Here is a 23,522-nt window from a genome sequence, read left to right as displayed (position 1 = left end):
AGCGCTTAACGTGCCGCAAAAGCCTGCTGCTGTCTGTCAGAAATAACTGACAAACTGCGCCGTGTCAGGCGCCACCACGGTAGTGCTGGCTTTCAACTGCGGCGTGCCCAGATAGAGGAAGCCGACAATGGCATCCTGTTCACGGCAGCCGAAGGCTTGGCGTACTGATGGATGATCGGTCCAGGGACCGCTGCGCCAGATGCCGTTGAAGCCTTGTGCCACGGCGGCCATTTGCATTGCCATCACCGCGCAACTGGCAGAAGCCAACTGTTCCCAATGCGGTACTTTGGCGTTCTCTTCACAATGCGCCACCACGGTGATAATCATCGGCGCGCGGAATGGCGCAGCAGCTGCTTTGTCGATGGCTTTCTGCTCAAGATCGCTGTCACGTGCGGCTTGTTCCAGCAATTTGCCAAAGCGGCCGCGCCCTTCATTTTCGATAATGATGAAGCGCCACGGCTGCAGCGTGCCATGATCCGGCGCGCGTAACGCTGCGTGCAGAATATTTTGCAGCGCTTCGCCCGCTGGGGCCGGTTCTGCCAGACGCGATGCCGAGCGGCGATTAACTAATAAGTCCAGTGCATCCATTATTCTTCTCCCACGAATAAAAAGCGTGGGCTAATCCTGGCACAGCACGATCTTTTGTAACAGTCTGGCGCGATTTCCTGCTGACATTTCGCACGCCGCTCTTTAGGATGAACCCGACATCGGGGCAGACCGCGTGCTGGCTGCCCTGTTACGTGAATATGGAGAGTTTATGCGCACATTGTGGCGAATTATTTCCGGTCTGTTCCGCTGGACGTGGCGGGTGCTGAATTTTATTCGGGAATTTATTCTTAATTTATTTCTTATTGTATTGATCCTGGCGGGCGTTGGGATTTGGATGCAAGTTTCCAGCTCCAGCAACAGTGAACCCGTTCAACAAGGCGCGCTGAAAATCGATCTGAGCGGCGTGCTGGTCGATAAGCCTTCGGTCAGCAATCGTCTGAGTCGTATTAGTCGTCAATTGTTAGGCGCAAATGGCGATCGCCTGCAGGAGAACTCACTGTTTGATGTGGTGGATGCGATTCGCCAGGCGAAAACCGATAAAAACATTACCGGTATTGTGCTGGAGTTACGTGACTTCGCTGGTGGCGATCAACCTTCGCTGCAATATGTCGGTAAAGCGCTGCGTGAATTCCGTGATGCCGGAAAACCGATTTATGCGGTCGGCGACAGCTACAGCCAGGCGCAGTACTACATCGCCAGCTACGCCAACAAAGTTTACCTGTCGCCACAAGGCACGGTGGATTTACACGGTTTCGCGACTAACGGCCTGTATTACAAAAGCCTGCTGGATAAGCTGAAAGTCAGCACGCACGTGTTCCGCGTGGGTACTTATAAATCTGCGGTTGAGCCGTTCCTGCGTGACGATATGTCACCTGAAGCGCGTGATGCCGACGGCCGTTGGGTGGGTCAGCTGTGGCAGAACTACCTGAACACCGTTGCAGCCAATCGCCAGATTACCGCCGATCAGCTCTTCCCTGGTGCTGCTGGCATTATTAGTGGCCTGCAAGCTGTTCAGGGCGATACGGCAAAATACGCGCTGAACAATAAATTAGTCGATGTGCTTGATACGCGCGCAGCCGCCGATCAGGAGCTGGTCAAAACGTTCGGCTGGGACAAAGCGAATAACGATTATCGTAGCGTAAGTATCTACGACTATAACGTTAAACAACCGCCGCAAAGTCAGGATGGGAACATCGCGGTAATCCTCGCTAGCGGTGCCATCATGGACGGTGAAGAGAGCGCGGGGAATGTCGGTGGTGATACCACTGCATCGCAGATTCGCGATGCGCGTCTTGACCCGAAAATTAAAGCAATTGTACTGCGTGTTAATAGCCCTGGCGGCAGCGTAACGGCATCAGAAGCGATTCGTGAAGAGCTGGCGGCAGCCCACGATGCCGGCAAACCGGTAGTGGTTTCCATGGGTGGTATGGCGGCTTCAGGAGGTTACTGGATTTCCACACCTGCCGATTACATCGTGGCGGCACCGAGCACGCTTACCGGTTCGATCGGTATCTTTGGCGTGATTAATACCGTGGAAAACAGCCTGAGCTCGGTTGGCGTGCACACTGACGGTGTCGCGACTTCACCACTGGCGGATGTCGCGACCACCAAAGCTCTGCCGCCTGAAGTACAACAGCTGATGCAGCTCACCATCGAGAATGGTTATCGCAACTTCGTCGGTTTGGTCGCCACTTCACGCCATAAAACGCCTGAGCAAATTAATGCTATTGCACAAGGCCACGTCTGGACCGGCAGCGATGCCAAGGCTAATGGTTTAGTTGATGCGCTGGGAGACTTTGACGACGCCGTGGCAAAAGCCGCCGAGTTGGCGAAAGTCGCGAAACCGGAACTGAGTTGGTATCAGGATGAACCGGGCATGCTCGATTTATTGCTGAATCAGATGAACGCTTCGGTGCAGGCGGTATTGCCCGCAGCGTTGAAAGTCTGGCTACCTGCTCCGATGCTTGATGTGATGAGCGCGGTTAAACAGCAGCCTGGCTTGCTTAATAATCTCAACGATCCGCAAAATCGCTACGCTTTCTGCCTCAACTGCGGCAACGTACGCTAATCTTTACAGCCCGGCCGCTGGTCGGGCTGCTTTTCGTTCGCAATCCCCTTATACTGCGCGCTTTATGGCAAGTCTGAGTTTCATCATGCAAAAGAAAAATATCTATGTAGCCTACACAGGCGGCACCATCGGGATGCAGCGCTCTGCGCAGGGCTACATTCCGGTCTCCGGTCATTTACAGCAGCAGCTGGCAAACATGCCCGAATTCCACCGGCCTGAAATGCCCGATTTTACTATCCATGAATATCAGCCGCTGATGGACTCCTCGGACATGACGCCGCAGGATTGGCAATCGATTGCTAATGATATTCAGCAAAACTACGACCTTTATGACGGTTTTGTCATTCTGCATGGCACCGATACCATGGCGTTCACCGCTTCGGCGCTCTCATTTATGCTGGAAAACCTCGCTAAGCCGGTCATCGTTACCGGTTCGCAAATTCCACTGGCGGAGCTGCGTTCCGATGGACAGCAAAATCTGCTGAACTCGCTGTACGTCGCAGCGAATTATCCAATCAGTGAAGTCGCCCTGTTCTTCAACAACACGCTATTCCGTGGCAACCGTACCACCAAGGCACACGCTGATGGCTTTAATGCCTTCGCTTCCCCGAATCTATCACCGCTGCTCGAAGCTGGAATTCACATTCGTCGGCTGAATACTCCGCCGGCACCACAAGGTAAAGGCGCGCTAATTGTGCATCCGATTACGCCGCAGCCCATTGGCGTCGTGACGATCTATCCGGGTATTTCCGCTGACGTAGTGCGTAACTTCCTGCGTCAACCGGTAAAGGCATTGATTCTACGATCTTATGGTGTGGGTAATGCGCCGCAGAATGCCGAGTTCCTCTCGGAGCTACAGCAAGCCAGCGATCGCGGCATTGTGGTGGTCAACCTAACGCAGTGTATGTCCGGCAAGGTGAATATGGGCGGCTACGCTACGGGAAATGCCCTGGAACACGCCGGGGTGATCAGCGGTTTTGATCTTACCGTTGAGGCAACATTAACAAAACTGCACTTTTTATTGAGTCAGGACCTTACCAGCGCGGAAATTCGTGCCAAAATGCAGCAAAATTTACGCGGCGAACTGACCGAAGATTGATACGGAGCGAAAGTAATGAAGCGGGCATTGATAATTATCGATATTCAGAACGACTTTTGCCCCGGCGGCCCAATGGCGGTACGTGATGGCGACCAAACGGTGGCCGTGGCCAACCGTTTCGCGCGTGAGTTTCACGAGCGCGGCGAGTGCGTGGTGGCTTTGCAGGACTGGCATCCCGCCAATCACGGTAGCTTCGCCTCAATCTCCGGCGAACCGGTTTACACTTTGGGTGAATTAAACGGTTTAGCGCAGATTTGGTGGCCCGATCATGGTATTGAAAACTCTGTCGGTGCGGATTTCCACCCTGACCTCGATCGATCTTTGATCGATGCCGTGTTCCATAAGGGCGGCGATGTCGAGGTGGATAGCTACAGTGCCTTCTTTGATAATGGCCACCGCCGTAAAACTGAACTCGATAGCTGGCTGCGCGAGCGTGGTATCAGCGATTTAGTGATGTTGGGCATTGCGACCGATTACTGCGTCAAGTACAGCGTGCTGGATGCGTTAGAAATGGGCTATAACGTTGAGGTCGTCAAAGAGGGCTGCCGCGGCGTGAACCTGAATCCGGATGATAGCGACATTGCGTTCGCACAGATGGCAGCGCAAGGCGCGGTATTAATCTGAAAATGAGGGCTGGCAGCAACCAGCCCTTTTGCTTTTAGTGCAGGTTGATGCGCGTGACATCGGGCTCGATACCGAACTCTTCTTTCAGCTGTTTCTTCGACTTCATCACCATATCCCCACCTTTACTGATGGTCATATGCTGTGGATCGTCATTGTGGCGCGCCTGCCACAGCATGACCAGCTGCAGGCAATTATCCTTCTGCTCTTGCGTCAGGGCGACGCCATCCGGCCATTTACCGGTTTCAACTGCCGTAGACAATCGCTCATACACTTCCGGCGTCATTGCCGCCAGCATCGCTTCCAGTTCCTGTTTCATACTTAGCCCTCTTGCTGATTGCCTTGCTCATCAGTGAAGTTCAGCGAAGCGGAGTTCACGCAGTAGCGCTCGCCGCTCGGTTGTGGGCCGTCCGGGAAAACATGGCCAAGATGGGCATCACAGTTGCCACAACGAATTTCCACCCGATGCATACCGTGTGAATCATCCTCCAGATAACGGATCGCGTCGTCATTGAAGGGTTGATAGAAGCTTGGCCAGCCGCAACCTGAATCATATTTCGTTTCAGACAGAAACAGGGGGGAGTTACAGACTAAGCAGTGGTAGATACCGTCCTGTTTGTTGTGCAGCAAGGCGCCCGAGAAAGGGGGCTCCGTTCCACGATGCTGAGTGACATAGCGCTGCATTTCTGAAAGCTGTGCGATTTTTGCGTCGGGTGCGGTGTCTTTAGCCATTTTGAGTTCCGGAGTGTCATTCTGAAAAAATCGACTAGTATTCTAACAAACGTACAACATCTATCGGGTCTTATTTCGTGCTAACGCATCCGACCCTTCTGCCATAGCTCGATTTTGTGATGGTGATCACCCTTTGCAAAAGTCATCCCTTTTCAGCCCGCATTCGGCGTAACATAGGCGCGCAATAAGGGTGCTGCGTAAGCGATTGCGCAACGAATTATTCCTGGCGTTGGAATTGACCTGTCGCAACAATTGACACGATTCCGCTTGACGCCTGGTAAGGTTTTTGTAATTTTACAGCCAACCTTTTATTCACTAACAAATAGCTGGTGGAATATATGACTATCAAAGTAGGTATCAACGGTTTTGGCCGTATCGGTCGCATCGTTTTCCGTGCTGCGCAGCAGCGTTCTGACATCGAAATCGTCGCGATCAACGATCTGCTGGACGCCGATTACATGGCTTACATGCTGAAGTATGACTCTACTCACGGTCGTTTTGACGGCACTGTAGAAGTGAAAGACGGTGCACTGATTGTTAACGGTAAGAAAATCCGTGTTACCGCTGAGAAAGACCCGGCTAACCTGAAATGGGACGAAGTGGGTGTTGACGTTGTTGCTGAAGCGACCGGTATCTTCCTGACCGACGAAACTGCACGTAAACACATCACTGCTGGCGCGAAGAAAGTGGTTCTGACTGGTCCATCTAAAGACAGCACCCCAATGTTTGTTCGTGGCGCTAACTTTGACAAGTATGCTGGCCAGGACATCGTTTCTAACGCGTCTTGCACCACTAACTGCCTGGCACCACTGGCTAAAGTCATCAACGACAACTTCGGTATTGTTGAAGGCCTGATGACCACTGTGCACGCTACCACCGCAACTCAGAAAACCGTTGATGGCCCGTCTCACAAAGACTGGCGCGGCGGCCGCGGCGCAGCGCAGAACATCATCCCATCTTCTACCGGTGCAGCTAAAGCAGTTGGCGTTGTACTGCCAGAACTGAATGGCAAACTGACTGGTATGGCGTTCCGCGTTCCTACTCCGAACGTTTCTGTTGTTGACCTGACTGTTCGCCTGGAAAAACCAGCCACTTACAAAGAAATTTGTGCAGTGATCAAAGCTGAGTCAGAAGGCAAGATGAAAGGCGTGTTGGGCTATATCGAAGACGACGTCGTTTCTACCGACTTCAACGGCGAAACCCTGACTTCAGTATTCGATGCTAAAGCAGGTATCGCTCTGAACGACAACTTCGTGAAACTGGTTTCCTGGTACGATAACGAAACCGGTTACTCACACAAAGTTCTGGACCTGATTGCACTGGTAGCTTCTAAGTAAGCTAATCTGTGAAACAGACAAGGGGTGACTTCGGTCGCCCCTTTTTTTCGACTGAATAATGAGAAGGTCTGACCATGCAAGATACGCTTTATACCCTGTCGGTAGTCAATCAAATCACCCCTTATCTGTCACAACGGCAGCAAGGTGATTTACCGATTGTGGTGATCAGCCATCCTAAAGTGCGCGCCGCAATTGCATTACAGGGCGCCCACCTTCTGTCATGGCAGCCCAGCGGACAACAGCCGGTGATTTGGCTCAGTGAAAAGACGCCATTTACTAGCGGTAAAGCCATTCGCGGTGGCGTGCCAATTTGCTGGCCATGGTTTGGCCCAGCGGGCGAACCAGCGCACGGTTTTGCACGCAATATGCCGTGGACGCTAACTGCTCACGATGAAAACGAAGATGCGGTATTGCTCACCTTTACACTGGAAAGCAATGCACAAACTAAAAAGCTGTGGCCGCATGATTTCACCTTACTTGCCCGTTTCCGTATCGCTGAGCATTGTGAAATCGAGCTTGAAGCCTACGGCGATTATGAAGCCACGGCAGCGCTCCACAGCTATTTCCATATTGCCGATATCGCACAAGTTGAAGTCAGTGGTTTAGGCAATAGCTATATCGATAAGGTTAACGATAACGCCATTGGCGCATCGGAGGGTAAACAGACTTACCCGAACCGTGTGGATCGTATCCACACCGCTGCTGATGATTGTAGCGTCATTCATGACAGAGGCGGCAGACGCCAGATCGAAGTCTACCATCACTATCAAAGTGACGTTGTCACGTGGAACCCAGGGCCTGAATTGTCTTGCAGCATGGGCGATATGCCCAATGAAGGCTATAAGACCATGGTTTGCGTCGAAACCGCGCGTATTAATAAGCCGCTTAAGAGCGCTGGCGAATCACCTGCTCGCCTCGGCACCACGATTCGCGTCGTTAACAAATAAGATGATGCGGCGCGTTAGCGCCGCTAAACCACATCCAGTGCGGTTTTATGCTGCGGCGCAGGGAATGCGCGATCAATTATGGCGAGCTCTTCGAGAGTTAAATCGATGGTTAACGCCGCGGCATTCTGCTGTACGTGGGCTACGCTGCTGGCTTTAGGAATGGCTAAAACCCCTTTCTGACGGATCACCCAGGCCAGCATAACTTGCGCTACGCTGATGCCCTTCTGTTGTGCAATCTGCTGCAATTGCCCATCTTCAAATAATGCCTGACGCAGTCGGCCGGCTTGCGCCAGAGGGCAATAAGCCATGACTGGCACCTCGCGTTGCTGACACAGCGGCAACAAATCATACTCAATGCCACGTGAGGCCAAATGGTAGAGCACTTGATTGGTTACACAAGCATTGCCGCCCGGTTCATTCCACAGTTCAAGCATATCGTCATGGTCAAAATTCGATACGCCCCAGTGGCGGATTTTGCCCTGCTGCTGTAAAGACTGCATCGCGCGAATGGTCTCTTCTAAAGGCACATTGCCGCGCCAGTGGAGAAGATACAGATCCAGATAATCGGTTTGCAGGCGGCGCAAACTGCGCTCGCAGGCCTCAAACGCGTCAACTTCACCTGCGTTCCAGGGGTAGACTTTGGACACTAGCCAGGCTTGATCGCGACGTCCACGCAGCGCTTCTCCCACAACGTTTTCCGCGCCACCTTCGGCATACATTTCGGCGGTATCAATGACTTTTAAGCCGTGGTCGAGCCCTGCCTGCAATGCCGCCACTTCCTGACCGCGCTGCGCGGCGTTTTCGCCCATATACCAGGTGCCCTGGCCGATAGCGGGTAAGGCAGATTCACCGTAAAATTTAATGGTCTTCATTACTCCTCCGGCTGCGCTAAATTGGGGCTCGCTAAACGTGCAATGTAAAAAAAACGCCTCAATACGAGGCGTTAATTTTAGTTTTTAGAAGCTATAACTTACGCCAGTCCAGAGTGTGAACTGGCCATCTTTATCGACCATTGGACTGTCTTTAATTTCGCTGTCGAAACGCGTATAGCGTCCTGACAAACTGGCGTTCCAGCTGTCACTGATTTTATAGCTGGCATTCATCTCGACATACGGCGACCAGCTATCATCTGGGTGGTATTCAGAAATACCGGTACGCGCGCTTTCATGTGAAGAAACACCATAATAGTAGCGGTTCTGATTGGCACTGTTCCACAGTGCGCCAATACCCGGTGTCAGGCTGAACGCACCGAAATCAAAGCGATATAAATAAGTGATATCCCAGAGCATGCCATTGCTGTTATTAAGCACATCGCCAAGCAATGAGGTGCGCACAATGCCCCAGTCGGCGACATGACGATAGCTGGCACCCGCCATCAGCGTCATGCGGCGCTTATCCAGCCCCTTCATATCACCCAAATCGTTATCTTTAGGATCATACTTTTGCGGCGATCCCAGCACAGTCAGCGACAGCTGATTCTGTGGGTCTTTCCACAGGTAATAGCCACCCTGCAGGCTGCGGAACCAGAAATTTTCACCTTCGTAATTAATCACTGGGATCGGCAGGTAACGGTCTTGACCACCACGATAAGGTGACTGTGCATAAATGACCGAAGCACCGAGAGATAAGGGTTCTGCATGAGTGCCGAACGCCGCAAAATAACAAGGAATAGCAACAGCAAGCGCTTTAAGTTTGAATTGGTTCACAATTTGTTCAGTCCATTAATATAACAATCACACGCAGAGTCTAACCAAATTTTTGCCATCGGTTAACGTTTAATGATGCTCTCGCAACCGCGCAACAGAATTATCTGAGGCGCCTGGTTGCCCTACCTGCTTAGGCTGAAAGCCTCAGTGCTTATGAGACTTTGTTATTGATATATCGCTGAATAAGGAGAAAAGTGGCAGCAGGTTTTCTGAATGCCTTCTACAGTTAAATGTAAGACGAGACTTTTTGTACGAGCAGAGTAACCAAAAGAATTGTGTATCCCGATAAAAAAACGTCAGGTTGGCATAAGGGTTGCTGTACTCATTAAAGAATATCTTCCGGGAGCAGCTAGACAATTTTATTACGCTCCTTTACCTGTGCTAAAAACGAAAGGACGGGCATCGCTATGAATATATTCGATCACTATCGTCAGCGTTATGAAGCTGCCAAGGACGAAGAGTTCACATTGCAGGAATTCCTCGCCATCTGTAAACAGGATCGCAGTGCATACGCCAACGCTGCCGAGCGACTATTAATGGCCATCGGTGAGCCGGTGATGGTTGACACTGCGCAAGAGCCACGCCTTTCCAGAATTTTCTCCAACCGCGTCATGGGACGCTACCCTGCCTTTGAAGAGTTTTACGGTATGGAGGAGGCGATTGAGCAAATCGTCTCTTACCTGAAACATGCCGCGCAGGGTTTAGAAGAGAAGAAACAAATTCTTTATTTACTGGGTCCAGTGGGCGGCGGTAAATCTTCGCTGGCTGAACGCCTGAAAGCACTGATGCAGCGCGTTCCTATTTATGTGCTGAGCGCCGACGGCGAGCGCAGCCCGGTAAACGATCATCCACTCTGCCTGTTTAACCCGCAGGAAGATGCCAATATTCTGGAAAAAGAGTATGGCGTGCCGCGGCGTTATCTCGGCACCATCATGTCGCCGTGGGCAGCAAAACGCCTGCATGAGTTTGGCGGCGATATTACCCGCTTCAAAGTCGTTAAAGTGTGGCCATCGATTCTTGAACAGGTTGCCATTGCCAAAACTGAACCAGGTGATGAGAACAACCAGGATATCTCCGCGCTGGTCGGTAAAGTGGATATCCGTAAACTGGAAAACCATGCGCAAAACGATCCTGATGCTTATGGCTACTCCGGTGCATTGTGCCGCGCTAACCAGGGTGTGATGGAGTTCGTTGAGATGTTCAAAGCACCTATTAAAGTGCTTCATCCCCTGTTGACCGCGACACAAGAAGGTAACTACAACGGTACCGAAGGCATCTCTGCCCTGCCGTTTAACGGTATCATTCTGGCGCACTCCAATGAATCAGAATGGGTCACCTTCCGGAACAACAAGAATAATGAGGCGTTCCTTGACCGTGTCTACATCGTCAAAGTGCCTTATTGCTTACGCGTTTCCGAAGAGATCAAGATTTACAACAAACTGTTGGATCACAGTGAGTTGACCACCGCGCCATGTGCACCGGGTACGTTGGAAACATTGGCCAGGTTCTCCATTCTGTCACGCCTTAAAGAGCCAGAAAACTCCAGCATTTACTCGAAAATGCGCGTCTATGATGGTGAAAGCCTGAAAGATACCGATCCAAAAGCGAAATCCTGGCAGGAGTATCACGATTACGCCGGCGTTGATGAAGGCATGAACGGCCTCTCCACTCGCTTCGCCTTCAAAATTCTGTCGCGCGTGTTTAACTTTGATCATGCTGAAGTGGCGGCCAACCCGGTACATCTGTTTTACGTGCTGGAGCAGCAAATCGAACGTGAGCAGTTCCCACAGGATCAAGCCGAGAAGTATCTGGAGCATCTGAAAGGCTATCTGATTCCGAAATACGCAGAGTTCATCGGTAAAGAGATTCAAACCGCGTATCTGGAGTCTTACTCTGAATACGGGCAGAACATCTTTGATCGCTACGTCACCTATGCCGATTTCTGGATTCAGGATCAGGAATATCGCGATCCCGATACCGGACAGCTGTTTGACCGTGAATCGCTGAACGCCGAACTGGAAAAGATCGAGAAACCTGCCGGGATCAGTAACCCGAAAGATTTCCGCAACGAGATTGTGAACTTTGTGCTGCGTGCCCGTGCGCAAAATAGTGGTCGCAACCCGAACTGGACCAGCTACGAAAAACTGCGCACGGTCATCGAGAAGAAAATGTTCTCCAACACCGAAGAGTTGCTGCCAGTCATTTCGTTCAATACCAAAACCTCAACGGACGAGCAGAAAAAACACGACGATTTTGTCGATCGCATGATGGAAAAAGGCTATACCCGCAAGCAAGTACGCCTGCTGTGTGAGTGGTATCTGCGCGTGCGTAAGTCGTCATAATCGTTACCTGTAAGCGACGCAGCGCTTGAGTGCTGCAACAGGAGGCCGGGTGATCCCGGCCTAAGCTTACAATGCAGCTTGGGGGAGTTTTATGGCCTATTTTATCGATCGGCGTCTCAACGGTAAGAATAAAAGCGCCGTCAATCGGCAGCGCTTTCTGCGCCGTTATAAGTCGCAAATCAAGCAGTCGATCTCCGAGGCCATCAATAAGCGTTCGGTGACCGATGTCGAGAGCGGCGAATCGGTCTCGATTCCAATTGACGATATCAATGAGCCGAGTTTCCACCAGGGCCGCGGCGGCAATCGCCATCGCGTTCACCCCGGGAACGATCACTTCGTACAAAACGACCGCATTGAGCGCCCACAAGGTGGCGGCAGCGGCGGTGGCAGCGGCCAGGGGAATGCGAGCCAGGACGGTGATGGTCAGGATGAATTCGTCTTCCAGATCTCAAAAGATGAATATCTCGATCTGCTGTTCGAAGATTTGGCGTTGCCGAACCTGCGTAAGAATCAGCATCGGCAGTTAAACGAGTACAAAACCCACCGCGCTGGCTACACCTCAAACGGTACGCCGGCTAACATCAGCGTGGTGCGTTCGTTACAGAACTCGCTGGCGCGTCGTACAGCGATGACGGCGGGTAAACGCCGCATGCTAAACGAGCTGGAAGCGACGCTGACGGAAGTAGAAAACAGTGAACCAGCCCAGTTGCTGGAAGAAGAACGCCTACGTAAAGAGATTGCTGAGTTGCGCGCGCGCATTGAGCGTGTGCCATTTATCGATACCTTTGACCTGCGCTACAAAAACTTCGAGAAGCGGCCAGAACCGTCCAGTCAGGCCGTGATGTTCTGTTTGATGGACGTGTCAGGTTCGATGGATCAAGCCACTAAAGATATGGCGAAGCGCTTCTATATCCTGCTGTATCTGTTCCTGAGCCGCACCTATAAGAACGTTGATGTGGTCTACATTCGCCATCACACCCAGGCGAAAGAAGTTGATGAACAGGAGTTCTTCTACTCGCAGGAAACGGGCGGCACTATTGTATCCAGTGCCCTCAAGCTGATGGATGAAGTGGTAAAAGAGCGATATGACCCGGCGCAGTGGAACATTTATGCGGCGCAAGCCTCAGACGGTGACAACTGGGCCGATGATTCCCCACTCTGTCACGAGATTTTAGCCAAGCATATTCTGCCGGTTGTGCGCTATTACAGCTACATTGAAATTACGCGCCGCGCCCACCAAACCTTGTGGCGCGAGTATGAACACCTGCAGGCGATGTTCGATAACTTTGCAATCCAGCATATTCGTGAGCCAGAAGATATCTATCCGGTATTTAGAGAGCTTTTCCACAAACAGGCGGCTGAAGCCTGAATGTATAAGCCGGTCACTGACCGGCTTTTTCTTATCAGCAGCAAACCTCAATCCTTGCCAATTCCTGTTGAATTTTCATACAAATGTAGCCTTATATGGGATACGGCCCCACAGAATGAAAAAATGTGCAATTAAGCGCTGACAAGCTATTGATAAGGCATTATCTTTTCACCTTGTCTGTGTGAATCCCCCGCAGTTTGTCTTTTTTGTTCCCGCCGCAGGAGAATGCCGTTGAATGCCAGCATGATTTACAGTTTGTTCATTATTGGGTCCGTGCTGGTAGCAGCAAGTATTTTGCTCAGTTCCTTTTCATCCCGCCTTGGCATTCCTATTCTGGTGATCTTCCTTGCTCTCGGCATGTTGGCCGGCATTGACGGCATTGGCGGCATCGCGTTCGATAACTATCCGGTTGCCTATCTGGTCTCTAACCTCGCGTTAGCCATTATCCTGCTGGATGGCGGCATGCGGACTAAAGCGTCCTCACTGAAAGTGGCCCTCGGTCCAGCGCTATCGCTGGCGACAGTCGGCGTAATGATCACCGCCGGATTAACCGGCGTCGCCGCAGCCTGGTTATTCAAACTCGACCTGATGCAGGGCTTTCTGATTGGCGCGATTATCGGTTCCACCGATGCCGCGGCGGTGTTTTCACTGCTGGGCGATAAAGGCCTGAATGAACGTGTTAGCTCAACGCTGGAGATCGAATCCGGCAGTAACGATCCCATGGCGGTGTTTCTTACCATCACGCTGATCGACATGATTCAGCAAGGCCAGTCTGGATTAAGCTGGATGTTCGTGGTTCATCTGGTTCAGCAGTTTGGTCTGGGCATTGTGTTAGGCCTCGGCGGCGGCTGGGCGCTACAGCAGCTGATTAACCGCATTAACCTTGCGCAGGGTTTGTATCCGCTGCTGGCAGTAAGCGGCGGCATCATCGTATTTGCCCTCACCACAGTAATGGAAGGCAGCGGCATCCTGGCGGTCTATCTCTGCGGTTTCCTGTTGGGTAATAGCCCCATTCGTAACCGCCACGGCATCCTGCAAACCTTTGACGGCATGGCATGGCTGAGCCAAATCGGCATGTTCATCGTATTGGGGTTGCTGGTAACGCCGTCCGATCTTTGGCACATCGCGGTGCCAGCGATGATTCTGTCACTATGGTTGATTTTGGTGGCTCGCCCGCTTTCCATCCTCGTTGGCCTGTTACCTTTTAAAGGCTTCACCGGGCGCGAACGCATCTTTATTAGTTGGGTCGGCCTGCGTGGCGCGGTGCCGATCATCCTCGCCGTTTTCCCGATGATGGCTGGGCTGGAAAACGCCAAGCTCTACTTTAATATCGCGTTCTTTGTGGTACTGGTCTCGCTAATGCTGCAGGGCACCTCGCTCGGTTATGCCGCCAAACGCGCCAAAGTGGTGGTGCCGCCGACCGCCTCGCCAATCAGTCGCGTTGGGCTGGATATCCATCCGGAAAATCCGTGGGAGCAGTTCATCTATCAACTGAGCGCCGATAAGTGGTGCGTCGGCGCCGCGCTGCGCGATTTACAGATGCCGCGTGAAACCCGCATCGCCGCGCTGTTCCGCGATAACGCGTTGATGCACCCGAACGGCAATACGCGTCTTAAAGAGGGCGATGTACTGTGCGTTATTGGCCGCGAGCGCGATTTGCCGGCGTTAGGCAAGATGTTCAGCCAGTCGCCTCCGGTATCGCTTGATCAGCGCTTCTTCGGCGACTTTATTCTTGATGCCGAGGCGCGCCTGCGCGATGTCGCCCAAATTTACGGGCTGGAACTGGATGAGCAGACCAACGATCAGCAATCGCTGGGTCAGCTAGTGATGAGCCTGTTAGGCAGCACGCCGGTGGTCGGCGATCAGGTGGAATGGAATCAACTCACCTGGACAGTAGCCGAAAAAGAGGACAATCAAATCGTCAAAATTGGCGTGCGCGTGAGTGAAGACAAGGAATAATCCGAGTCTTTAACGCTCGTAAAAGGCGTGTGAACGACTATGCTCACTACTCAGCCCAGCAAATACGGGAGAATGTTATGGGACACGTGGTGAAGATTGGTCGTTATGAAATTGTTGATGCAAAGTTCAATACTGACAATGTCGATACTGTGAGTATTCCCTGCCACACCAATCCCGGCCTGAGTGACCAACTCGACGGCTGGGATGTGGAAACCAGTGTACCGGCGTGGATTGATGGCGAGGCGGTCGATCTGCAAATCGGACATTATGACAAACAGCAGGACCTGTGGGTCCTAAAAAAACCTGCCTGATTGTTTCTCACCGCCATTGAGCCAATGGCGGTCATTCCGAAAAGTTGTCTTAAAATGAAGCGTCATATTGCAGTTTATTTTACTTTTAACCTTACATTTCAAATAATTATCCAATTATTTCTTTAGTCATTTATTTCCTTTTCAGACTATTTCCATATTAACTCTGTCAAATAACTCCTGCATACTCTTAAACGTTGCTGCAGCTTTTCGTGACGTGCATCACGTCTCAAACGGTCCTTTCCTTGCAGCGCTTATGGCAGCACTGACTTATATCTCGCTGAAAATATTATTTTTTCTGCTTTTCAGCGGACCACTCCTGAGCGCGTACTTGATTCTGGTCAGGCCATCTTTTACTTAAGAAAAGAGAGCAGGTTTTATGGCAAGTACTTTGATAATGAATAGCGCAACCCGCTCGTGGAGCGGACTGCGCAAAAATCTCATCGCAAAAGTCGCACTTAGCTTATCGGATTTAATTGCGTTAAATCTGGCATTGTTTTTATCTGCCGCTACCGTTCAAGGTATTTGGGGCGAACTGGATACCTTTATTCCGCCACAGCAGATTGAATACCGGTTTATTGCCCAATTAGGCCTTTCGGTGCTTTGTACCGCCTGGTTCTGGGTACGCATGCGTCACTACACTTACCGCAAGCCGTTTTGGTTTGAATTGAAAGAAGTCATCAAGACGCTGTTCGTCTTCTCTCTGCTCGATCTGGCGCTGATTGCCTTCTCGAAATGGGACTTCTCGCGCATGGTTTGGGTATTTAGCTGGACCTACGCCCTGCTGCTGCTGCCGCTGATGCGCGCGGTAGTGAAACGCGCAATTAACCGCGCGGGCCAATGGCAGAAGGAAACCATCATTATTGGTTCCGGCAAAAATGCGATGGAAGCTTATGCGGCGCTGCAAAGTGAAGAGATCCTGGGTTATAACGTGCAGGCCTTTATCTCGCTGGATGATGACCAACAGCATGAAAAAGTGAACGGCGTGCCGGTAATTACCTGGAAAGATATTAACTGGCAGACCATGGACCGTGACAACACGCAATTTATCGTCGCCACCGAGTTTGAGCAGCAAGTGGTGCGCGATAAATGGCTGAAGTTCCTGTCCAAAATGAAGTGCCGTTCGATTTCCGTGATCCCTACGCTGCGTGGTGTGCCGCTGTATGGCACCGACATGTCATTTATCTTCAGTCATGAAGTGATGATCTTGCGCGTGAGCAATAACCTGGCGAAACGCTCTTCCCGCTTCCTGAAACGTACTTTCGACATCGTGGTGGCCTCGCTACTGCTGCTGTTCCTTGGACCGGTGTTTGGTCTACTGTGTGCGATGGTGAAACGCGATGGTGGCAATGCGATTTATGGCCATGAACGCGTGGGACAAGATGGCGTGAAGTTCAAGTGCCTGAAGTTCCGCTCAATGGTCACCAACTCGCAGGAAGTGCTGCAAAACCTGCTGGCGACCAGCGAGGAGGCACGTGCCGAGTGGGATCGTGATTTCAAACTGAAAAACGACCCGCGCGTCACCAAAATTGGTAACTTCCTGCGTAAAACCAGCCTTGATGAGTTGCCACAGCTGTGGAACGTGATTCGCGGCGAAATGAGCCTGGTAGGTCCACGTCCGGTGATTGAAGCGGAACTGGAGCGCTATGCCGGCGATGTTGATTACTACCTGATGGCCAAGCCGGGCATGACCGGTCTGTGGCAGGTTAGCGGCCGTAACGACATCGACTACGATACGCGCGTTTACTTCGACTCCTGGTACGTGAAGAACTGGGCACTGTGGACGGACATCGCCATTCTGTTTAAAACCGCAGGTGTCGTGGTACGTCGCGACGGCGCTTACTAATACCCTCGACGCGGTGCCTGTGCACGTTGGCAGGCATCGCATTTTTTTATCCCTTTCTTTTTCCCCGCAGAGTCATTACCCTTCCCGCTTGTTTAACAGGTCGTTCGGTTCGTAATGCAAAAATTCACCTTAATTCTGCTAAGCCTGGTGCTGCTGGCGCCGCTTGGTATTGATCTTTACCTCCCTACTCTGCCGCAAATCGCCGATGGACTGAACAGCCCGGTGAGTCTTATCCAGATCACCATTCCGCTGTTTTTGTTAGTGATGGGCATTGGTCAGCTGGTCACCGGACCGTTAGTGGATAACTTTGGCCGTAAACCGATCGCGCTGATCGGCCTGGGTCTCTATATCATCGGCAGCGCGATTGCTGCCACTGCGACGCTTTGGCCGGTGTTCTTCCTCGCACGTATCATTCAGGGCTGTGCCGTATGCTGCACCGCGGTGGTGGCATTCAGCGGCGTGCGCGATCGCCTCAGTGGCGAAGATGCCGCGCGCGCCTATGGCTTTCTCAACGGCGCACTGAATATCGTGCCAGCGCTGGCACCGCTACTGGGCGGGATTCTGGCTGAAGCCTACGGCTGGCGCATGCCGTTCTGGTTCCTGTGCGGTTATGCGCTGGTTATCGGTTTGATCGTACTGCTGTGGCTGCCGGAAACGCGTCCTGCGGACACGCTGCGCGTCAAAGGTTTACCGCTAGCGCAGTATGCTGCGATCGCGCGTGAACCGCGCTTCCTCGCCTTCGCATTTGCCAATGCGGGCGCGCTGGGCATGGTGCTGACGTATGTTTCGTTAGCGCCGCACGTGCTGATGACCGAAGGTGGCCTCACGCCGCTGCAGTTCTCCTTCGCATTTGGTGCCAACGGCTTCTGGATCATGCTGGTAAGCGCCTTCGTGAATAAAACGATTCGCAAAGCCGGACGTCCGTTCTGCCTGGCAATGGGTTTTGCCACTATGCTGATTGGCGCGATTCTGCTGATGATGGGCACCACGCTGCTACCCGCGGCATGGCAAAACCATTGGGCGCTATACATGATTCCGGTAGCGGTTTCGGTAGCAGGATTGGCGTTCACGGTGGGGCCGGCCACCAGCTACGCGCTGGAGCCCTATCAGCAGCAAGCGGGTGTTGCCGCGGCCCTGCAAGGCTTTATTCAGATGGCGTGTGGCGCAGGTGGCAGCATGGCAATCGTGGCACTGCCCGTTGCAGAGAAATCATCGCTGGCGTTGATGATGTTGACAGGTGCAGCGCTGGCTCTGATCGCCTGGCGCTGCAGCAAGAAGATGCACGGCAGCGTGACCGCGCTTAAATAACCTCAACCGGAACGCGTGGCGCAAGCGCGCACATCAGCTCGTAGCCCACCGTTCCGGCAGCTTTTGCCACTTCATCAATCTTCACCTGATTCCCCCATAGCTCAACCTTCGAACCAATTCCGGCCTGCGGGCATGGTTCCAGATCGATCATCATCATATCCATGGATATCGCGCCCAGCGTTTGCGTGCGCACGCCATCAACGCTGACCGGCGTTCCGGTGGGTGCATGACGTGGATAGCCGTCGGCGTAACCACAGGCAACAATACCAATACGCTGCGCTGCACCAGCATGATAGCGATAGCCGTAACCGACACCATCACCGGCATTCAATTGCTGTACACCAATGATCTCGCTGTGGAGTGTCATCACCGGCTGCAATCCGGTGCTGGCGATATCCTGCCAGTCACCGCTCGGCGATGCGCCATACAGGATGATGCCAGGACGCACCCAGTCAAAATGCGCTTGCGGATGCCACAGCGTGGCAGCAGAATTCGACAAGGAGCGTGGACAACCGAGCCCTTCCGCTGCCTGCTCAACACGCTTCATCGGCTCAATGATGCCTTGCGGGTTTTCGGCATCGGCAAAGTGCGCCATCAGCGTCATTTCACCGACGTTAGGCAATGCGCGCAGTTTTTGCCACGCCGCCTGCGCCAGTTCAGGCCGAAAACCTAACCGATTCATGCCGCTGTTGATTTTCAGGTAGACATCGATCGGTGCCGACAGATGTGCCTTGGCGAGCGCCTGAATCTGCCAGTTACTGTGTACGCTGGTGGTGAGACGATAGCGATCGATCAGCACCAAATCGTCGGCATGGAAGAAGCCTTCCAGCAGCAAGATTGGTTTTTTCCATCCCTGCTCACGCAGCAAAATCGCCTCTTCCATATTCAGCAGCGCAAAACCATCAGTTTCGGCGAGGCTTTGCCACACGCGGGCCACGCCGTGGCCATACGCATTGGCTTTCACCACTGACCAGACGTGCGAGTGAGGAGCCGCCTGACGCACAATGGCCAGATTATGACGCAGTGCCTGGCGACTGATGGTGGCACCGGTTGGACGTGACATGCTTGTACTCTCCCTGAGGTTTCAACGCGCCGCGTTGGCGTTACGCAGTGGCGACGCATGTGGCTCAAAACCCGGCAGGTAGCGCAGCACTGACAAATCATCTGCGGCAATCGCCGGTTTCTGACCGGAAATTAAATCGGCCAACAGCTGACCGGAACCACAAGCCATCGTCCATCCCAGCGTACCGTGACCGGTATTGAGATAGAGATTTGAGAGCGGCGTGCGCCCCACAATCGGCGTACCGTCTGGCGTCATCGGACGCAAGCCGGTCCAGAACGTGGCCTGTTCGACATATCCGCCTTCAGGATAAAGATCGCGGACGACCATCTCCAGCGTTTCGCGTCGTGCCGGCAACAGTTTGGTGTTAAAACCAACAATTTCTGCCATGCCGCCCACGCGGATGCGATCGTCAAAGCGCGTCACCGCCACTTTGTAGGTTTCATCAAGGATGGTGGAAACCGGTGCAGCATCAGCATTTTTAATCGGAATGGTTAACGAATAGCCTTTCAGCGGGTACACCGGGATCGCCAGGATATCTTTCAGTAACGCCGTGGAATAGGAACCAAACGCCACTACGTAAGCATCGGCTTTAATCACTTCCTCGCCACACTTCACGCCGTAAATGCGGTTGCCCTCGCGCAGCAGTTGGTCGACCGATGTGTTGTAGCGGAAAGTGACGCCCGCCGCCGCCGCCATCTCTGCCAGTCGTTGGGTGAACAGCTGGCAATCGCCGGTTTCATCGTTGGGCAAGCGTAAACCGCCGGTAAGCTTGTGGGCGGTCGCCGCTAATGCTGGTTCGACATTTTTCAATTGATGTGCCTCGAGTAGCTCATAAGGCACGCCAGCATCACGCAGCACCGCAATATCTTTGCTGGCACTGGCAAACTGCTGCTGAGTACGAAAAAGTTGCAGCGTTCCGCCCTGGCGACCTTCGTAAGCAATACCGGTGCTGGCACGCAACGTTTTCAGGCAGTCGCGGCTGTACTCCGCAATGCGTACCATGCGGCTTTTATTCTCTTGATAGTGCTGCATGTCGCAGTTACGCAACATATTCCACATCCATTCCAGCTGGAACTTGCTGCCGTCCAAACGTACCGCCAGCGGCGCGTGACGCTGAAACATCCATTTGACAGCTTTGAGCGGAACGCCCGGCGCCGCCCAGGGCGCAGCGTAGCCCGGCGAGATCTGTCCGGCATTACCGGCGCTGGTTTCCAGCGCCGCTGCGGGTTGACGATCGATGACCGTCACCTCGTGCCCAGCCTGTGCCAGATACCATGCGCTTGCTACCCCAACCACACCACTACCAAGAATTACTACGCGCATAAGCCCCTCGTCGCAGCAAAAGAATAATTAACTATTAACCAAGCCCAGGGCAGGATAATTTCACCACCCATCAAATCTTACATTTGACCGCCATATTTCACATGTTTTTCACCTAACTGCACACTGAAATCATGCATCACATCAAAAATCAGGATTTTTTATGCCTATAATCGCTTAATCAGCCATTTATTATGCGTCAGGTAGGGGTTTTACCGTTTTTCAGGAGAAAGCGCCGCAGTCATACAATGCACTTATAAACAGAGCATTATCCTGATAGTTGAAATAAAACCAATATTTACCATAAGTATCAGCTTAACTGACGCTTTTTGAATGATTTTCTGCCAAAAGAATTCAATTGAGATTCAGTTTCGGATAGGCGACAGTGGACTATCATTGAAGTGTTCGCTCAGTTTTATTGGGCCATCTTTACTCAGGATGAGGCCTTAAACGATCGTGACAGGTGATCCCTGCCGCTTGCAAAACAGAGGTGCGCTATGACGACAATCTTTGACGAGCCAACCCGCAACAGTAAACGACTCAGTGACGGCCCAGACTGGACCTTCGAACTGCTGGATGATTATCTGGCGGAAATTGACCGCGTAGCGAAAAGCTACGGACTGGAAACCTATCCGCACCAAATCGAAGTGATCACCTCCGAACAGATGATGGATGCGTACTCCAGCGTGGGTATGCCGATCAACTATGCACACTGGTCGTTTGGCAAGAAATTCATCGAAACCGAACAACGCTATAAGCACGGTCAGCAAGGCCTGGCTTATGAGATCGTGATTAATTCCAATCCGTGTATCGCCTATTTGATGGAAGAGAACACCATGACCATGCAGGCGCTGGTGATGGCGCACGCCTGTTATGGCCACAACTCTTTCTTTAAAAATAACTATCTGTTCCGCAGTTGGACCGATGCCAGTTCGATTGTTGATTACCTGTTATTCGCCAGAAATTACATCACCGATTGCGAAGAGCGCTATGGCGTCGAGGAAGTTGAGCGCCTGCTCGATTCCTGCCACGCGTTGATGAATTACGGCGTTGATCGCTATAAACGTCCGCAAAAAATTTCGCTGCAGGAAGAGAAGGCCCGTCAGCAGAGCCGCGAAGAGTATCTGCAGAGCCAGGTAAATACGCTTTGGCGCACGCTACCGCGTAAAGAGAAGGAATCGGTGCACATCCAGGCATCGCGCTATCCCTCTGAGCCACAGGAGAACCTGCTCTATTTCATGGAGAAAAATGCGCCGCTGCTGGAGTCGTGGCAACGTGAAGTGCTGCGTATTGTGCGTAAGGTCAGCCAGTATTTTTATCCGCAAAAACAGACGCAGGTGATGAACGAAGGCTGGGCGACATTCTGGCACTACACTATCCTTAATCATCTGTATGACGAGGGCAAAGTGTCGGAACGCTTTATGATGGAGTTCCTGCATAGCCACACTAACGTGGTGTATCAGCCGCCCTATAACAGTCAGTGGTATAACGGCATCAACCCGTATGCGCTGGGCTTTGCGATGTTCCAGGACATCAAGCGCATCTGTCAAACACCTACCGAAGAAGACCGCTACTGGTTCCCTGACATTGCCGGTTCCGACTGGCTGAAAACCATGCATTTTGCCATGCGTGAGTTCAAGGACGAAAGCTTCATCAGCCAGTTCCTGTCGCCAAAAGTGATGCGTGATTTCCGGTTATTTACGGTGATGGACGATGACCGCAACAATTTCCTCGAAATTGCGGCCATTCATGACGAAGCGGGTTATCGCGCCATTCGGCAGCAGCTGTCGGCACAATATAATCTGAGCAATCTGGAACCGAACATTCAGGTTTATAATGTCGACTTACGTGGCGATCGCTCATTGACGCTGCGTTATGTGCCGCAACAGCGGGCGCCCCTCGATAAAAGCCGCAAAGAGGTCCTGAAGCATGTGCATCGTTTGTGGGGCTTTGACGTGATTCTGGAACAGCAGAATGAAGACGGTAGCGTCGAGTTGCTGGATCGATCGCCCACGCGCGGCCCAACGCTATAAAACAAAAAACCGGACTGTTAACGTCCGGTTTTCCTTTTATTGCTGGTTATCGCTTGCTGGCTAAATCATCCGGCATGCTTTTCTGCATCTTGTGCCAAATCTCACCGCTGCGTCGACCGTATTCACGTACGCTATCGACAATCTGCTCCTGCGAAGGATTTGCCACGCACAGATCGGCCAGTTGGCGATAGAAGTTACGCGCCAGTTCACGGGCTTCCAGACTGGAGAAGTAGTGACGACCCACACGGGTATACAACCCTTTCAGGCCATTCAAAATCAAACCATAAATCGGGTTACCGGACGCAAACGCCAAACCGCGAAACACACGATAATCGAGCTCGGTGTAAGCCTCTGCTTTATCCTCCTCACTCAGCGCATTTTCCAACACTTCACGCGCTTTTTCTGGATGATGGCGCAGTGCACGGCTGATAAAAATGGAAGAGATGTTGGTACGCACCGATAGCAAATTATCAATCAGCTGCGGCACGCTATCGTGGTCGAGTCGGGCCAGCGTTTCGAGGATGTTTAAACCAGAGGTTTCCCAGAAATCATTTACGCGTGTCGGCTTGCCATGTTGGATGGTCAACCAGCCATCACGTGCCAGGCGCTGCAACACTTCACGCAGCGTGGTGCGAGTCACGCCAATCAGTTCAGAAAGCTCACGTTCGGCAGGTAGAATGGATCCCGGCGGAAAACGACTGTTCCAGATGCTTTCAATAATATACTCTTCAGCAAATCCCGCAGGGCTCTGCGCCTTAATCACCATAGCATTTATTTCTCGTTGCTTTCTTTATCGTAATGCGACTCATCATACCAGAGCGGCTATAGCGGAAATAGCCTGCCAAACGATTAAAAGCGCGCGCTGGCGCAAAATTCAGCTGTGTTTTCAGACACGCTAGTGCGACAAAGCATACG

At 52.3% G+C, this 23,522-nt stretch carries 20 protein-coding genes; 12 read left to right on the top strand and 8 right to left on the bottom strand.

Annotated elements, in window-relative coordinates; genetic code table 11:
* Positions 1-36: 36 nt before the first annotated feature.
* Positions 37-588 (bottom strand): NAD(P)H nitroreductase, encoded by a 552-nt coding sequence (locus AC790_RS13925; protein WP_049852178.1) that lies wholly within the window; start codon positions 586-588, stop codon positions 37-39.
* 169 nt (positions 589-757) lie between these two features.
* Here AC790_RS13925 and sppA point away from each other — a divergent pair, with 169 nt between their 5' ends.
* From sppA to pncA, 3 genes are all read left to right on the top strand, one after another.
* On the top strand, positions 758-2,617 hold the full coding sequence (gene sppA / locus AC790_RS13920; RefSeq protein WP_049852177.1) for a signal peptide peptidase SppA: 1,860 nt from the start codon (positions 758-760) through the stop codon (positions 2,615-2,617).
* 85 nt (positions 2,618-2,702) lie between these two features.
* A complete protein-coding gene (gene ansA / locus AC790_RS13915) occupies positions 2,703-3,716 on the top strand; it encodes an asparaginase (protein ID WP_049852279.1) in 1,014 nt (337 codons plus the stop codon).
* Between the two features lie 15 nt (positions 3,717-3,731).
* The gene (gene pncA, locus AC790_RS13910) at positions 3,732-4,340 is read left to right on the top strand and encodes a bifunctional nicotinamidase/pyrazinamidase (protein WP_049852176.1); all 609 of its coding nucleotides are present in this window, start codon (positions 3,732-3,734) and stop codon (positions 4,338-4,340) included.
* 34 nt (positions 4,341-4,374) lie between these two features.
* Here the strand turns inward: pncA and AC790_RS13905 are convergent, their stop codons facing one another.
* On the bottom strand, positions 4,375-4,656 hold the full coding sequence (locus AC790_RS13905; protein ID WP_007889700.1) for a YeaC family protein: 282 nt from the start codon (positions 4,654-4,656) through the stop codon (positions 4,375-4,377).
* Between the two features lie 2 nt (positions 4,657-4,658).
* A complete protein-coding gene (msrB, locus tag AC790_RS13900) occupies positions 4,659-5,069 on the bottom strand; it encodes a peptide-methionine (R)-S-oxide reductase MsrB (RefSeq protein ID WP_007889699.1) in 411 nt (136 codons plus the stop codon).
* Positions 5,070-5,407: 338 nt separating this feature from the next.
* Here msrB and gapA point away from each other — a divergent pair, with 338 nt between their 5' ends.
* The gene (gene gapA / locus AC790_RS13895; RefSeq protein ID WP_007889697.1) at positions 5,408-6,406 is read left to right on the top strand and encodes a glyceraldehyde-3-phosphate dehydrogenase; all 999 of its coding nucleotides are present in this window, start codon (positions 5,408-5,410) and stop codon (positions 6,404-6,406) included.
* A 74-nt stretch (positions 6,407-6,480) separates the two neighbouring features.
* Positions 6,481-7,353 carry a D-hexose-6-phosphate mutarotase gene (locus AC790_RS13890; protein WP_049852175.1) on the top strand — a complete coding sequence of 291 codons (873 nt, stop codon included), beginning with the start codon at positions 6,481-6,483 and terminating at the stop codon, positions 7,351-7,353.
* Positions 7,354-7,376: 23 nt separating this feature from the next.
* On the opposite strand, the gene AC790_RS13885 is transcribed toward AC790_RS13890, so the two are convergent.
* Both AC790_RS13885 and AC790_RS13880 read right to left on the bottom strand, forming a co-directional pair.
* Positions 7,377-8,225 carry an aldo/keto reductase gene (locus AC790_RS13885; RefSeq protein WP_049852174.1) on the bottom strand — a complete coding sequence of 283 codons (849 nt, stop codon included), beginning with the start codon at positions 8,223-8,225 and terminating at the stop codon, positions 7,377-7,379.
* 84 nt (positions 8,226-8,309) lie between these two features.
* Positions 8,310-9,059 (bottom strand): MipA/OmpV family protein, encoded by a 750-nt coding sequence (locus AC790_RS13880; protein WP_007889686.1) that lies wholly within the window; start codon positions 9,057-9,059, stop codon positions 8,310-8,312.
* Between the two features lie 407 nt (positions 9,060-9,466).
* On the opposite strand from AC790_RS13880, the gene yeaG reads away from it, so the two are divergent.
* The 6 genes from yeaG to AC790_RS13850 all read left to right on the top strand — a co-directional run bounded on the left by yeaG (position 9,467) and on the right by AC790_RS13850 (position 18,191).
* On the top strand, positions 9,467-11,401 hold the full coding sequence (yeaG, locus tag AC790_RS13875; RefSeq protein WP_007889683.1) for a protein kinase YeaG: 1,935 nt from the start codon (positions 9,467-9,469) through the stop codon (positions 11,399-11,401).
* A gap of 91 nt (positions 11,402-11,492) precedes the next feature.
* Positions 11,493-12,770: a YeaH/YhbH family protein gene (locus tag AC790_RS13870; RefSeq protein WP_007889682.1), complete on the top strand. Its 1,278-nt coding sequence runs from the start codon at positions 11,493-11,495 to the stop codon at positions 12,768-12,770.
* 231 nt (positions 12,771-13,001) lie between these two features.
* Positions 13,002-14,729, top strand: a complete 1,728-nt coding sequence (locus AC790_RS13865; protein ID WP_007889680.1) for a potassium/proton antiporter — start codon at positions 13,002-13,004, stop codon at positions 14,727-14,729.
* Between the two features lie 77 nt (positions 14,730-14,806).
* On the top strand, positions 14,807-15,040 hold the full coding sequence (locus AC790_RS13860; protein WP_049852173.1) for a DUF1480 family protein: 234 nt from the start codon (positions 14,807-14,809) through the stop codon (positions 15,038-15,040).
* Between the two features lie 376 nt (positions 15,041-15,416).
* The gene (wbaP, locus tag AC790_RS13855; RefSeq protein ID WP_049852172.1) at positions 15,417-16,883 is read left to right on the top strand and encodes an undecaprenyl-phosphate galactose phosphotransferase WbaP; all 1,467 of its coding nucleotides are present in this window, start codon (positions 15,417-15,419) and stop codon (positions 16,881-16,883) included.
* 114 nt (positions 16,884-16,997) lie between these two features.
* A complete protein-coding gene (locus tag AC790_RS13850) occupies positions 16,998-18,191 on the top strand; it encodes a multidrug effflux MFS transporter (protein WP_007889674.1) in 1,194 nt (397 codons plus the stop codon).
* Here the strand turns inward: AC790_RS13850 and dadX are convergent.
* Complete coding sequence (gene dadX, locus AC790_RS13845) at positions 18,184-19,254, bottom strand: catabolic alanine racemase DadX (protein WP_049852171.1); 1,071 nt, start codon at positions 19,252-19,254, stop codon at positions 18,184-18,186. The genes AC790_RS13850 and dadX overlap by 8 nt on opposite strands.
* Before the next feature lie 21 nt (positions 19,255-19,275).
* Positions 19,276-20,577 (bottom strand): D-amino acid dehydrogenase, encoded by a 1,302-nt coding sequence (locus AC790_RS13840; RefSeq protein ID WP_007889671.1) that lies wholly within the window; start codon positions 20,575-20,577, stop codon positions 19,276-19,278.
* A 494-nt stretch (positions 20,578-21,071) separates the two neighbouring features.
* On the opposite strand from AC790_RS13840, the gene AC790_RS13835 reads away from it, so the two are divergent.
* Positions 21,072-22,607: a SpoVR family protein gene (locus tag AC790_RS13835; protein WP_007889670.1), complete on the top strand. Its 1,536-nt coding sequence runs from the start codon at positions 21,072-21,074 to the stop codon at positions 22,605-22,607.
* A gap of 46 nt (positions 22,608-22,653) precedes the next feature.
* On the opposite strand, the gene fadR is transcribed toward AC790_RS13835, so the two are convergent.
* On the bottom strand, positions 22,654-23,373 hold the full coding sequence (gene fadR / locus AC790_RS13830; RefSeq protein WP_007889669.1) for a fatty acid metabolism transcriptional regulator FadR: 720 nt from the start codon (positions 23,371-23,373) through the stop codon (positions 22,654-22,656).
* Between the last annotated feature and the right edge of the window lie 149 nt (positions 23,374-23,522).

Origin of the sequence: Pantoea sp. RIT-PI-b, assembly GCF_001187905.1 — a bacterium.
GTDB classification, from domain to species: domain Bacteria; phylum Pseudomonadota; class Gammaproteobacteria; order Enterobacterales; family Enterobacteriaceae; genus Pantoea; species Pantoea nemavictus.
This window is presented reverse-complemented; position numbering and strand designations above follow the sequence as displayed.